Below are 14,713 nucleotides of genomic sequence, written 5' to 3' on the forward strand. Positions count from 1 at the left end.
GTTCAGATAGTCTTGCAATGTATCAGATGTCAAAATCACTGGGGAGAGGAGATGACGCAGCGCATAAAGGGTAGCTGCTGTACCCGCTAAGGTAGACAACAAAGCAATGACCAGGACTCGCACTGCCATTTCCCAGGAATAGGAGTTGGAGATGACAAAACTGAACACTAAGGCCAGAAGAGGTACGTGGGTGCCTAAAAAGGCCACCAACATAATTTTGGCGGTATAACTTTTCTTGACCAATCCGAAATTAGATAGGAAGGAGTACAGGGAAAGTTTATGATTGAGCTGCATAGATTGTGAGTTAGGGTTGAAGATTGGTAAGTTAGTTACTAGGTATTTTGGCAAATGAGCGCCTTGAATTGACTATAGAGGAAATTAATTTTTATTAAAATAAATTCAATTTATGTTTGCCCATATAATATAGCTGTATGCGTAATATACATTTCGATACAGTTCGATAGCGATACCTCTACCATACAGTTTTAAAACCCAAAAACGTCATCGTAAAATTACTGATTTATGTATAAATAATTTTTATCGAAGACAACTTTAATTAAAATAAAGCTTACGCGGACTGGCACTCTCCTGCTGTGAAAAAATGCTAGAGTCTAAAAATATGAAGGACTCTGTGATGCGACTCGATTGCTGTTAGTATCTGCTGCCAGCGAGATCAGGCAAAACATGAGTTCTAGGCTTTCAAAATCTTGCAGGTATGTGGCAAAATTTTCCTCATACAAGATACTAGCGGCTTCTTGAATACAGGCTCGTAAGCGTTCTAATCTTTGGGGGTTTATAGCAGTCTAACTCGATTGATTGACACTTAGGATGTTCTGACTATTTTTTCCTATATGCCAGAGTGAGATGCACCCGGCTGCTGATTGTCATTCTCGATACACAGTCATTAGCGATCGCATTCCGGTATTTTGGCAAAATTGGGATGCACCCCAGTAACTTTCTGTTCGGTTGTGGCGAACATTTATATTACAGGTTACTGGAATTTCCACAATGAACTCTGTTCCTCTCTCTGAGGCAGAAATACAACTGATTCGACCCTTATGCTTTTCTACTACAATCTGGTGGCTAATGGACAATCCCAATCCGGTGCCGCTTCCTACAGGTTTTGTAGTAAAAAACGGATCAAATATTTGCTGGCGCACTTCTTCATTCATGCCAGAACCATTGTCTGTAATACGGATGATAACGTAGTGAGGATCAGCGATTGGGTCAGCTACGGGTTGAATGTTGTTAGCGGAGGGGCAGGTTATAGATATCCATTTTGGAGTTTGAATTAACGAAGTGCTGATAGTAATCACTCGTGGAGACGATTGATTTTCCAGGGCGTCAATGGCATTATTCAACAGATTTAGAAATACCTGATTTAATTGGCTGGCGTAACAGGTCACATGAGGCAGTTGACCGTAATTTTTAATCACTTGAATTTCAAAAGGCTCATCTACTGCCCTAAGTCGGTGCTGCAAAATTAGTAAGGTGTTATCAATGCCTTCATGGATATCTACCAGTTTTAGCTCCGATTCATCCAATCTAGAGAAGCTTTTGAGCGATCGCACAATTTCTTTAATGCGCTCAGCCCCCACCTGCATTGAATCCATCAGCTTTGGCCAATCTTCCACTAAAAAATTTAAGTCAATCTCAGAAGTTAATTGCTGAATTTTTGGTGTGGAATTCGGGTAGGTCTGCTGATAGAGTTCAAGCAGCGAGAGTAGGTCTTGAAAGTATTCTCTGGCAGGAGTAAGATTGCCTTGGATAAAACTGATGGGATTATTGATTTCGTGGGCCACTCCCGCAACCATTTGTCCCAAACTCGACATTTTTTCATTTTGAATTAATTGAGCTTGGGTGTGTCTCAATTCGCTCAAGGTCAGTTCTAGCTCTTGTGTTTTTTCGCGTTCTCGCTGGCTTGATTGTTGCAGGGCTTCTGACTGCTTTTGAATCTGCGCTAATAATTCTGCTTGCTGCAAAGCGACTCCCAACTGATTGCCAATCTCGACCACTAGCTTGATTTCTGTTGTTTTCCATTGACGAGAATCAGAATTTTGATAAGCTGCCAGTAATCCCCAAAGTTTACTGCCTAAGAATATGGGGACAATGATGTAGGCTCTGGCTTGAAATCGCTCCAAGAGGTTGATGTAACAAGGATTAAAACCAACTTTGTAGATGTCTGCGACTACTCTGTAGTTTGCGCCTTGGCTGTACGCACCGCCGCTAGTTTCTTGCAGATAAGTATCCTGTACCAAGGAAGAAGCACCGAGGGCACTATCGCATCCCGCTTTACTATCAAATGTTTTTACAGTGCAATGCTTGTCCTCCAGAGAACTCTCTTTCAGATTGGGGTTGTTGGCTTGTTCTTGCACTAGAGAAATCCAGTCAGTTCCAACGGATTCGGAGACAAACTCTCCACTCCAGTCCGGATTGAACTGATAGACAGCGACGCGATCGCATTTAATCAACTGCCGCAATTCAGAAGTTGTGGCAGCGAAAATCGTTTCAATATCTAATGTTTGGCGCATTCTTTGAATAGCCCTGGCGAATGCTCGTTCTCGCTCTACACTCTCCCACAAGGCTTCTTCTACCCGTTTGCAATCGCTGATGTCAGTTTGAACCCCAATAAAGTGAGTCAAGCGCCCAGTAGCATCTCGAACTGGAGTAACGCACAATTCATTCCAATAAAGAGTGCCATCTTTACGAGAGCTATGCACAGTTACCTGAGTTTCTCTGCCTTCAGTTAGCCCACGCCGCACTTCTTCAAGGGCAGTTGGCGTTGAACAACATATTCGCTCATACCAGCAGGATTGGCTGCCAATAGCTTCCTCTTTTCCATAGCCTGTCATGCGCTCAAAACCAGAATTGACATAAATAAGTGGGTTGCCAGGGACTATTGCATCGCTAATGAAAATGCTGTTCGATGAAGCAGCGATCGCTCTTTGTGCGAGTCGCACGCGCTCTTCAGCCAGCTTTCGCTCAGTAATGTTTCGTTGCACGGAAACCCAATGAGTAAATGTGCCTTTCTCATCCGCAACTGGCACAATCTCAAGCTCTACCCAGAACTGGGAACCGTCTTTGCGGTAGTTGATAAGTTCCGCCCGAACTGGCTGCCATGTCTCAAGCGCAGTACGAATTTTGTTTAGTTGCTGGCGATCGGTCTTAGCACCTTGCAAGATGCGTGGCGTTTTGCCGATTACCTCTTCGGAAGTGTAACCCGTCATGCGGATAAAAGCTTCATTGACATAAATAATCCTCGGATCGGGAAGATCAATCGGTTCAGCTTCGGCAACGAGCACTGCATCATTGGCATTCACTACTACGGATTCCAACAGGCGCAAACGCTCTTCGGCCTTTTTGCGATCGCTGATATCACGGCAGACACAAATCAGACCTCCATCCGCCGTCGAGGTTAGGGAAACCTCCTGGAAATAGGTGCTTCCATCCTGCCTTTTTGCGATCGCTTCACCATGCCAATGCCCTTGGCGCGACAGAATGGGGAATATGTTTTGCTCTAAGCGTTTGATCTCATCGGGGTAATAGAGTCCGCGCCAAGTCTTGCCCACCAGTTGAGTGCTGCTATCGTAGCCATAGAGTGTAACATGCGCCTGATTCAGGTAGATGTACTCTTGTGCTGAATTGAGAATGGCGATACCGTCCATCGCCGCTTCAACTGCTGCTAACTGTTGCTGCAAGGCAGCTTCTGCCCGTTGGCGTTCTTTAACTTCATTTTTCACCGCTTCAAATTGAGCCGCGCTGGGCATTGCCAGGGCTTGGGGAAGCAACGAGACTAGCTCAAAAGCCGTATATATGGAGACAAGGGCGGTAAACGCTTTGACAAAACCTGATAGCCAATAATTGGGATGCCAAAGTGTCCAGATTTCCATTAGGTGACCCGTGCCACAGGAAACGATGAAAGCACCAAACATCAGGAAAATCCAGTTGAAGGGTACATCTCGCCTCTTTGCGACGAAATAGCTTAGCGTTAGGGGAATTGAATAATAAGCCAGCGCTGTCAACGCATCTGAGACAATATGTAACCCTACTAACTCAGGCTTCCAGAGATAGCAGTGTCCGTGAGGAATAAAAAATTCCGCTAAAATCATGTTGATTATCTTAAAGATCTAAAATTCAATCTGAAGATAGATGCAAAAACTTGAAAGGAACTGGAACTATCTTGCCTCTGTAGTCAGATGTTTTCAAGTAAAGATTGCAAGTTAAGCACACAACATAAGGCAATTAACTTCCATATCCCCAAATAAGACCAACTCTATTCGTAGAAATCTGCGAAAATAAAAAAATTAGCTAAAGCCTGTTGGATTTGAAGAAGATTGAGCCAATATTAATGAAAAGTCAACCATCACGACGGAAGCGGGGTGTAATTCTCACGCTTCAAGGTTGGCAACGCTTACAAAGGGCACAGCGCCAGTGGGAAATTCAAGAAAATGCTGGCAATTCCTACACCTTGGAAGAATTAGGTGAACTGAGCGGTTTGAGTCCTAATACCATCGCCAAGGTACAACACCGCCAAGTTGCAGTAGATCGGCAAACTTTGGAGTCTTACTTCAGCACGTTTAATCTCACTCTGTCCCGTGATGACTATACCAATCCCGACTCCGACAATTTAAAGAGTGACTCTAGAGTTATGCTCAAAGGTCAAGTTCCTCTAAATTCCCCCTTTTATGTAGAGCGTCCCCCTATTGAGCGACTTTGCGATGAAACCATTTTGCAGCCAGGGGCTTTGATTCGGATCAAAGCTCCCAAGCAGATGGGCAAAACCTCTTTGATGATCAGGATTCTTGACTCGGCGCGATCGCAGAATTTTAAGACGGTTACGTTGAGCTTGCAACTGGCTGATGCCGATGTGTTCGCGAGTCTAAATCAATTTCTCCGGTGGTTCTGTGCAGTTATCTCTCGGAGTTTGAGACTACCTAATCGATTGAGCGAGTATTGGGATGACGTTTTTGGCAGCAATTACAACTGCACCGATTACTTCGAGAGTTATCTGTTAGCAGAAATTGACACTCCGCTCGTATTGGTATTAGATGACGTGGACGTGGTGTTCAATTACCCCAAAATTGCCACGGACTTTTTTGGCTTGCTGCGAACTTGGTATCAGAAAGCCAAGTATGCAGACAAGAGCAGCGAGGTTTGGCAAAAAATGCGGTTAGTAGTGGTTCATTCTACGGAAGTTTATATCCCGCTCAACATCAATCAATCGCCTTTTAATGTCGGATTATCGATTGAGTTGTCAGAGTTTACCCTGCTTCAGGTACAAGATTTAGCGACTCGGTATCAACTGGATTGGGGAACCCAAGAGGTAGAACGCCTGATGAAATTGATTGGCGGGAACCCTTATCTAGTGCAAGCGGCACTGCATCATATTAGCTGCCAAGACATCACGCTTGAGCAGCTATTAGAAACCGCGACGACTGAAGACGGTATTTACACTGACTATCTGCGACGCCAATTGTGGAATCTTCAACAATATCCCAATTTGGTGAAAGCCTTGGCGCAGGTTGTGATGTCACCAACTCCCGTGAAATTAGATCCAATCCAAACCTTTAAATTGCAAAGTATGGGTGTTGTGCGCTTACTCAATAGCCAGGTTGTACCCAATTGCGAGTTGTATCGTCAGTATTTTAGCGATCGCCTCAACCAATTGCGGTTGAATTTACTCCAAGAACACCGCCTCGCTACGATTGTTTCTATAAATGCGGTAGACTTAGCGGCAAAGATGGAAGCTGACTCAGAACAGACGCAGAATCTACTCGATCAAGACTTTCAGCTCATATCCCAATTAGCTCAGCAATACGAAGGTCAGATTCTTAAATCTATTGGCGATGGGTTGTTATTTTACTTTCCTAGTGCCATCAATGCTGTCAATTGCGCTCAAGAGATTCAACTGACATTTACGCAGACAACTCCACCTACCTCCCAGCCGATGCTAACTTATCGAATCGGTATCCATTGGGGAGATGTTATTTTCAGTTACAGTGATGTCACAGGAACTGGGGTTAACATTGCCGTTTGCGTACAAGCTGAAACTTCGCCTGGAGGCGTTGGTATTTCCCAGACAGTCTATGAGGCAGTTAGAAGTTATCTCCCCCTGCAACCCATCGAAATAGGGCAACGCCAATTCGAGGGGATTGAAGAACTGATATCGCTGTACCAACTTACTCTTTGAGGGAGTTATAAGTGCCAGGTTTTTTTGTATTTGTTGGTTGCTCTGTGATGTCAAGCTCAGGTAAAGAGTGGCTAATTGCTAATGTTAAAAAGGTAATAAGCCAGTTTTCAATCCTTGAGCTACAGCTTACATCATGCTGACAGCACAAAGTCCATCTTATGAGTATCAAGTTGGTGGGAGTCTACCGATTGATGCGCCTAGTTATGTCAGGCGTCAAGCTGATGAGGAGTTGTATGAGGCATTACTTAGGGGTGAATTTTGTTACGTCCTCAACTCCCGACAGATGGGCAAGTCTTCGCTTTGGGTACAGACGATGCACCGCTTGCAAGCTGAAGGTATTTGTTGCGGAGCAATTGACTTGACAGCGATTGGCACTCAAGAAGTGACGCCAGAACAGTGGTATGCCTCAGTTGTGGCTTCTTTAGCCAAAAGTTTCCAGATTGTATTGAATATACGAGCTTGGTGGCGCGATCGCACGCATCTATCTTTAGTCAGCCGCCTGAGTGAATTTATTGAAACCATCTTACTAGAAAAAATTCAGCAAAATGTCGTAATTTTTATTGATGAAATCGATAGCTTACTCAGCTTAGATTTCCCAGTAGACGATTTTTTTTCTTTTATCCGAGCCTGCCACAACAAACGCGCTCAAAAGTCAACGCATAAACGACTAACATTTGCGCTTTTAGGAGTAGCGACACCGCCGGATTTGATTGCAGATAAGAATCGCACACCATTTAACATCGGACGGGCAATTGAACTCAAGGGATTTGAGTTACACGAAGCCATGCCCCTGATGCCAGGATTAAAAGAGATTGCCAGTCAACCGGAAGCCTTGTTAGCTGAGATTTTGTACTGGACGGGGGGACAGCCGTTTTTAACTCAAAAGTTGTGCCAGCTTACCCTGATGGCAACAAATCGTGTCAGTGTAATTCCTGCTGGGGAGGAGGCACGTTGGGTGGAACAGTTGGTCTTAAAGCGCATCATTGACAACTGGGAAACTCAAGATGATCCGGAGCATTTGAGGACAATACGCGATCGCCTCCTAAGAAACTCCCAACGTGCGGCTAGATTACTCGGCATCTATCAACAAATCTTACAACCTCCCCAACCTCTCCTCACTAAAGCTCCGGTTAGCAAGGGAGGGCACCAGAGTTCATACGAGGAGGGGGTTCCAACCGATGACTCGCGAGAGCAAATGGAACTCCTACTATCTGGTTTAGTCGTAAAACAGCAGGGTTTTCTCAAGGTAAAAAATCCTATCTATCAGAACGTATTCGATTGGGAATGGGTAGAAGAACAATTAGATTCTCTGCGCCCCTACTCTCAATCATTCAATGCTTGGATTACTTCAAAGCAAAATGATTCTTCTCGATTGTTGCGCGGACAAGCATTAATTGATGCTCAAACTTGGTCACGGGGTAAAAGTTTAAGTGATTTGGATTATCAATTTTTAGCCGCGTCTGAAGAATTAGATAGAAAAGAAGTACAACAGGCACTAGAAGCGGCTAGGCTCAAAGAAGTTGAAGCCCGACTCATAGAGGAACAAAAAAGATTTGCTCAAGAGAAAAAAGCAGCGAGAAGACAAAGGTTCTTGCTAGTTGTAGTCTCTCTGGCATTGCTGCTTTCTTGTGGGTTAGGAGTGGCGACTTACTTTCAGTACCGTCAAACGGCTTTAAATGAGATCACAGCGATCGCCAAATCTTCCGAAGCACTATTCGCCTCAAATCAAAAGTTAGATGCACTTGTACAAGCCATCACAGCACAGCGACGATTGCAAAAGTTAGGTGTTGCAGACGCAGATATCCAGCACTCAGTTAAGGAGGCTCTCCATCAGGCTGTTTATGGAGCGGTTGACTATAACCAGTTATCCGGGCATGACAATGTGGTTAATGATGTCATTTTCAGCCCTGATGGCGAACTCATTGCCTCAGCTTCTGCCGACAAAACCATCGAACTTTGGAAAAAAGACGGTACAAAGGTGGGAACGCTTCAAGGACACAACAATACGGTTTGGGCAGTCGTATTTAGCCCCAGAGGGGATCTAATTGCTTCTGGTTCTGGCGATAACACCGTTAAACTTTGGCGCAAAACGAGTACAAAATCACCAAACGGAGAGCCGAGCTATACCTTGTGGCACACCTTAAAAGGACATACCAAAGATGTTGCAGACGTAGCGATCGCTCCTGACGGTCAGACTATTGCTTCCGCTTCTAAAGATAAAACAATTAAACTCTGGAGTACAGACGGCAAACTGCTGAGAACTCTCACCGGACATAAAGATGAAGTTGTCAGCCTTGCCTTTAGCCCTGACAGTCAAACTATTGCATCTGCTTCTAACGATAAAACCATCAAACTCTGGAGTGCAGACGGTCAACTGCTGAGAACCCTCACCGGACATACGGATAGAGTTAGAGACGTTGCCTTTAGCCCTCAAGGAAATCTGATTGCCTCGGCGAGTTGGGATAAAACCGTCAAACTTTGGCACCTTGACGGCACGTTAGTCCAAACTATAACTGAACACAGCGATGGAGTAATCAAAATCGCTTTTAACCCTCAAGGTCGTTTAATTGCCTCGGCAAGTGTTGATAGAACAGTCAAACTTTGCAAGCTTGACGGGACTCTGGTAAAAACCCTACCAGCCGCCAAGGATGTCGTCTCTGGAGTGGCTTGGAGTCCTGACGGGCAACTCCTCGCCTCATCGAGTTGGGATGGCCCGATCGCGCTCTGGAAGCTTGATGACAGTTTGCTCCAGACTCTTAACGGACATCAAGCACCAATTTACACCATAAAATTTAGTCCTGATGGTAAGACAATTGCCACTGCCAGTCGCGATAATACCGTTAAACTTTGGCGGCTTGATGGTAGCTTAATTCGCACTTTCCCCAAACAAACTGATAAAGTTTTCGGAGTAGATTTCAGCCCAAATGGGGACACCATTGCTACAGGCGGTTATGACAGCACGGTTCGGTTGTGGCGACTGGATGGAACCTTACTCCACACGTTTACTGGACATCAAGGTAGAGTTTTCGCCGTTGATTTTCATCCAGATGGACAGTCAATAGCCTCGGTGGGTGAGGACAGAACGGTTAAAGTTTGGAGAATTGATGGTTCTGAATTAGCAACTCTCAAAGGACATACCGATCACATTAACGGAGTTGCCTTTAGTCCCGATGGACAGGTTATTGCCTCAGCTAGCGTGGATGGCACTGTTAAACTTTGGCAGTGGGATAATGCGATCGCCTCTGGAAAGCCCAGCTACAGGCTTCTACACACGTTAACGAGCCATCGCCGTCAGGTAGCTGGAGTGGCATTTAGCCCTGATGGCAAGACGATCGCTTCAGCAGGTATGGATAGCATGGTGAGAGTTTGGCGGCGCGACGGTACGGAAATCAGAGCCTTAAAGGGACACAAAAATGGCGTGTTCGGAGTGGCATTTAGCCCTGATGGCAAGACGATCGCCTCAGCAAGTTTTGACGGCACTGTTAAACTTTGGAGGGAGGATGGTCAAGAGCTTGAAACCTTAAAAGGACATAGCGATGGGGTGTTCGGAGTGACATTTAGCCCTGATGGGAAGTTAGTCGCTTCAGCCAGTCAGGATACCACAGCAATTGTGTGGAATCTAGAGCGAATTTTCCAGCTCGATTTCCTCCAGTATGGATGCGATTGGGTCGGAAATTATTTGCGAACCAATGCTGATGTGGAGAAAAGCGATGCCTACGGCACGGAAAAAAGCGCAGGACGCACTCTGTGTGATGACCTCAAAACTCAAAAAGGCGCACAATAACTAAAAAACACTAATCTGCCCTGCCTGAATTGAGAGACTTTGAGAAGAGTTCAGCTACGGAGAATCAAATCCTTGCGCTCGCTCGCTACTGGCAATTTAGTTATTGGTATGGGCTGGCTTCTGAAAAGAAATATGAAATAAGGCCATGCTGTAACTGCTGTTCGGGTGATCGCACAAGCCTCAATGGAAAATTTTCCATTGAGTTATGTCACTTGTTTGTCACGCGAGCGCATACATCCGGTGTTAGCCGCCTACTTGTACTGAAGCAAAGAAGAAAAAAAAGGTTTGAAACAGGAGGAAAAAGTAGGCAATTAGGGCTTGCTGAATAACGAGAAAAAAGTGACAAGAATTGGGGTGGTGAGCGCTGCTGAGCTGGTCAAATGCAAGAAAAAACGGTAAAATCACTCGAAACCCGTGCATCTCCCTCGGCACTCGTGTATCGAAAAGTTGAACAAGCTCACCTCTCAGCAGAAGACTTTGAACTCTCCGTTGAAGGAAATTTGGCAGCAGATAACCGTTGGGTGCAACTAGCCCAACTCATTCCTTGGGCAGAATTTGAAGAAGAATATGCTCAAAATTTTGAAGCCGAAGTCGGTCCTCCAGCGAAATCATTTCGACTGGCATTAGGAGCATTAATAATAAAGGAAAAACTGGGAATTAGTGACCGAGAAACAGTTGAACAAATCCGAGAGAACCCTTATCTACAATACTTTATCGGTCAAACATCCTACATTATGAGATCCCATTTGACCCATCCTTATTGGTTCACTTCCGACAAAGAATCAGTGCCGAGCTGGTTAATAAAGTAAATAAAGAAGTGGTGAGGAGATTGCGTGAAGCGACCCGCCCCGCCTCCGAAAAAAAAATCCCCAACAAGAGAGCGAGCCGCCAAAAAATCAAGGGAAATTAATTCTAGATGCCACCTGCGCCCCAGCCGATATTAGTTATCCAACGGATTTAAAACTCTTAAACCAAGCAAGAGTTCATACCGAAAAAATTATAGATGTCCTCACAAATGTTGAATGTTAATAAATGAGGGATGAAAATAGCCAAAAATATGTTAGTTTTTGGCTAATAGATTTTAATATATCCGATTAGCAATGATTCTAAACTCATTTCCCAAAGTTGTCAAAAGTATCCTCAAAGAGCTACCAAAAAATGATTATCCAGTTTTGAATAGCCGTCTTTTTGTTGAGTGTTGGCTAGCTTATGCGCTCGATAATAGCTTAACGAGTATGCGGGATTTATTTAACCGATTAAACAAGACAGGATTTGATGTTGATATTTCAACTTTTTCCAAAGCTAACACTCATCGAAGTCTAGAACCGTTCCCGGAAATTTATCATCGTTTGAATCAATTAGTCCAGAATAAACCCCACAAAAAGTTACATGATAAATACGCAATTTGTCCAATTGATTCGACAGTTATTACATTGACAAGTAAATTATTGTGGGTGCTAGGTTATCATCAAGTCAAACTTTTTAGTTCCTTAAATTTAGCTACGGGAGGACTAGAAGACAACCTAATCAGTTTTGGGCATAATCATGATTATAAATTTGGCTTAAAAATGATGTCTAAGTTACCAGCCCATGCTGTTGGAGTGATGGATAGAGGATTTGCCGGATTAAAATTTATTCAAGAATTAGTGCAAGAAAATAAATACTTTGTTTTGCGAATTAAAAATAATTGGAAGTTAGAATTTGAGCCAGAAACCGGATTGGTAAAAATTGGCTCATCGACAGATGCTCAATCTTATAGAATGGTAAACTTTTGTGATTTGGAGACAAAAACTGAGTTTCGCTTAGTGACTAATTTGCCTGTAGATGGAGACGCAGCAGTTTCTGATGATGAAATCAGAGAGATATATCGCTTTATATGGGGAGTTGAATTATTATGGAAGTTTTTAAAGATGCATCTAAAATTTGATAAATGGATTAGCAAAAGTGTGAATGGTATTATTATACAAATTTATTCGAGTCTCATTGCTTATCTAATTTTACAACTTATATCGATTCCCCAACAATGGGGTAATAAACTATTAGATAAATTTCGCTATCTCCAAGCTTGTATGTGTCAGAAAATTAGTTATGGCCATTGGTTTGAGGAAATAATGTTTTGTTAAGTAATTTTCCCTTACTAATCTTACTCTACCTAAATATGTAAAGTTTTGTATCAGCATTCAACGTTTCTGGATAAATTCCGTTTTGTCGGTGGAGACAATTACCCGGAACAGCTTCACTTTCTTGTCTTTAGGGAAAGTTTTAATTTTGATCACCTTTCCCATCTTTTGCTCTGATTCATTCCATTCAATAGAGGCTACTGATTTATAAGTGTCTCTTCCTCGTGTCTCATCTACCTTCGCGATTCTTCTTTAAAGGACAATAGTAAATCTTACCTTCTTTGTCAATATATTGCATCAAGTTTTTTGTTGCATACCAAGTATCCATCAAAACTGTACGAAAAGACAGCGATTTATAGTAGATAAAATTTTGAAGCATTTCTAATACATGGTCAAGCTTGCTCTTGCCATCGCCGTCAGGATCGTAGAGACGATAATCAATTACCCAGAAATGGCCTGTAATAGGATTAACATACACGCAATTAACCAGACCAATCCCTTTAACAACTCTGTGTTCATTTCCACTATATTGTTTTCGGCTTAACTCAATTTATTGGCTATATCTTTTATCTAAAACTGTGTCAGCAAAAATTATATAACCTTGGTGATGACTTTGAATTAATGGCTTGACATTTTCCCATAATAGACGAGGGCTAAGCTTTTCTGTTCTTAAATAACGATTAATTTGGTCATGGCTAATTTTTTTGATATGCTCTGCTAAATTGGTTATTGTATAGTTAATTTGGCTGCTTAATAAGTATTGACAGTAATCCAGCTTGCTAAATTTCATAATTTATGCTCAGTAGAGCCTAGTTTTTGTGCTGTTAGTTATGGTAAACCTTTTTATTTTTAGTTGAACCTTTGATAGGTGGGCAGCACTGGTCAAAAACCCGTGCTGCCCACCTCATAAGTTTGATTATAATTATCATAAGACTGAATGCAGTAAATAGCTTTTTTGTCAAGTCCAGGCTTCCCAGATCGTGTGTATGCGATCGTATGTGACAGTTGCGTAAGTCCTGTTCAATTTGTTATTAATACCCTCTACTGCTCCTTGAGTTGTGCCCCGATCAAAATAGGCAATGATTTCTCCTATCCAACGTTTAATTATCCCACAGCTTTTGGGATATAATGAATGGGCTTCTGCACACCAATCAGCCAGCCCAAATAACCCTTCTGTCCAATCTTGACCTAGCTCGAAAATTGTTCTAAATTTCTCTTTTAAACCGTGCATATTCGTAAGCACTGGTGAAACTTTTTTAACTTCTTGCAATTTCTTTTGATGATTTCTGTTCAAATCTTCTTCATTTTTCAGCAAAGCATATTTACTCTTATTTAATCCCGCTAAAAGGGGAGCTTTTTCTGGAGTGTCTTCTAGCTGCAAAGCTTCTCTTTTTAGGGTCTTTCTTTGGTTATCTAATTCGTCATTAACTTGTTTCGTAACGTGAAATCTATCGGCCACTAGTTCGGCTTGAGGCATTAATTTCTCCACAACCTTTTTATAAGGTTTCCATAGGTCAATACTGACTTCCTTGATTTGCCCTAAAACCTCTTCTCCCCAAGCTTCTAGATACTTTGTAACTTCTTCTTCTGTTCGTTTTTCTATCATTCCTATTAGCCGGCTTTTGTCTAAATCTACTAACACTGCATAATAATTACCCTGTCCTTTAACTACCGCTACTTCATCGATTCCTAAGCGCTTTAAGTTGAGGGGTTTTTCTCCTTTTAAGTTTTTTCCTATATCTTTTAACATGGTGTCCACTTCTTGTTCGCTAACACCATTTCTTTTGGCGACGTTTTTGATGTCACTATTTAATACTTCCCCTATCACTTTTTTCGCAAATCTTTCAGTATATGTCCTTTTTTTATGGACATACTTTAATTCTTCGGTGAATTTTTTTCCGCATTTTTCACATCTCATTTGACGACGATTAATTTTTAAATAGACTGCTTGTTCCCCCCAGGGTAAATCTCTAATCGTTAACTGATTATTTTGATGGATTTTATGGGTTGGGGTGCAGCAGAATGTGTACGAGGCTTTTTTGTCTATATTCTCTATATATAAGACCATTCCCATTTGCTCGATGAGCTGATAATTAATCACCCTAACTCCTTCTAATTTAAGGAGGTTAGTCATTAGTTTTAGTTCGGGATTGGATGCCATAGGTATAACTCACGTCTAAATAAGCTCTTTTTCGCGTTATTAGTTAATTATTAAAAAATGCTAGACTACAGTTATTACAGTAATTTTATGTGCTAATATTACTATTTTTATAGCAGATCTCATGTTTATGAGGTACAATAACAGCAATGAGCAAACCAGTTACGAATATTTTCTTGAGTTACCTTAAACATGGCGTTAGCGATGCCATCGACTAAATCTTTATAAGTTCTAGCTGCTGTCTTTCTCAAGATAGATTTAACAGTTGACCAAAAATTTTCAATGGGGGAGAATTCAGGAGAGTAAGGAGATAAATAAATCAGTTTTGCTCCAGCTTTTTCGATAAACTCTCTTACCATCTCCCCTTGATGTATTTTGGCGTTGTCCATCACAACACAAGCATTTTTCCAAAGTTTAGGAATTAATTTCTGAACAACGAAAGCTTCAAAAGTAACTCCATC

Annotated in this window: 7 protein-coding genes and 2 pseudogenes; 4 read left to right on the top strand and 5 right to left on the bottom strand. The window is 42.4% G+C overall.

What is annotated here, in order from left to right; translation table 11 throughout:
- Both H6F77_RS12600 and H6F77_RS12605 read right to left on the bottom strand, forming a co-directional pair.
- Window positions 1–213: hypothetical protein (locus H6F77_RS12600; protein ID WP_514131588.1), on the bottom strand; the 213-nt coding region annotated here is incomplete at its 3' end.
- Between the two features lie 671 nt (window positions 214–884).
- A complete protein-coding gene (locus H6F77_RS12605) occupies window positions 885–4,109 on the bottom strand; it encodes a PAS domain S-box protein (RefSeq protein ID WP_190488984.1) in 3,225 nt (1,074 codons plus the stop codon).
- Between the two features lie 239 nt (window positions 4,110–4,348).
- Between H6F77_RS12605 and H6F77_RS12610 the strand changes: the two genes are divergently transcribed.
- The 4 genes and pseudogenes from H6F77_RS12610 to H6F77_RS12625 all read left to right on the top strand — a co-directional run bounded on the left by H6F77_RS12610 (window position 4,349) and on the right by H6F77_RS12625 (window position 12,097).
- The gene (locus H6F77_RS12610) at window positions 4,349–6,190 is read left to right on the top strand and encodes an AAA-like domain-containing protein (RefSeq protein ID WP_190488986.1); all 1,842 of its coding nucleotides are present in this window, start codon (window positions 4,349–4,351) and stop codon (window positions 6,188–6,190) included.
- A gap of 133 nt (window positions 6,191–6,323) precedes the next feature.
- Window positions 6,324–9,974 carry a WD40 domain-containing protein gene (locus H6F77_RS12615; protein ID WP_190488988.1) on the top strand — a complete coding sequence of 1,217 codons (3,651 nt, stop codon included), beginning with the start codon at window positions 6,324–6,326 and terminating at the stop codon, window positions 9,972–9,974.
- Window positions 9,975–10,408: 434 nt separating this feature from the next.
- Window positions 10,409–10,985: pseudogene (locus tag H6F77_RS12620) on the top strand (transposase); the annotation flags it as partial.
- An 89-nt stretch (window positions 10,986–11,074) separates the two neighbouring features.
- Entirely contained in the window at window positions 11,075–12,097 is a 1,023-nt protein-coding gene (locus H6F77_RS12625; RefSeq protein ID WP_190488990.1) for an IS4 family transposase, read from the top strand.
- A 69-nt stretch (window positions 12,098–12,166) separates the two neighbouring features.
- On the opposite strand, the pseudogene H6F77_RS27875 reads toward H6F77_RS12625, so the two are convergent.
- From H6F77_RS27875 to H6F77_RS12645, 3 genes and pseudogenes are all read right to left on the bottom strand, one after another.
- Window positions 12,167–12,884, bottom strand: a pseudogene (locus H6F77_RS27875) (IS701 family transposase); the annotation flags it as partial.
- Between the two features lie 168 nt (window positions 12,885–13,052).
- Window positions 13,053–14,255 (bottom strand): ISL3 family transposase, encoded by a 1,203-nt coding sequence (locus H6F77_RS12640; RefSeq protein WP_199321309.1) that lies wholly within the window; start codon window positions 14,253–14,255, stop codon window positions 13,053–13,055.
- A 125-nt stretch (window positions 14,256–14,380) separates the two neighbouring features.
- Window positions 14,381–14,713 (bottom strand): transposase (locus H6F77_RS12645; RefSeq protein ID WP_190488995.1); only part of this gene is annotated, 333 nt, incomplete at its 5' end.

Origin of the sequence: Microcoleus sp. FACHB-831, assembly GCF_014695585.1 — a bacterium.
Classification (GTDB): domain Bacteria; phylum Cyanobacteriota; class Cyanobacteriia; order Cyanobacteriales; family FACHB-T130; genus FACHB-831.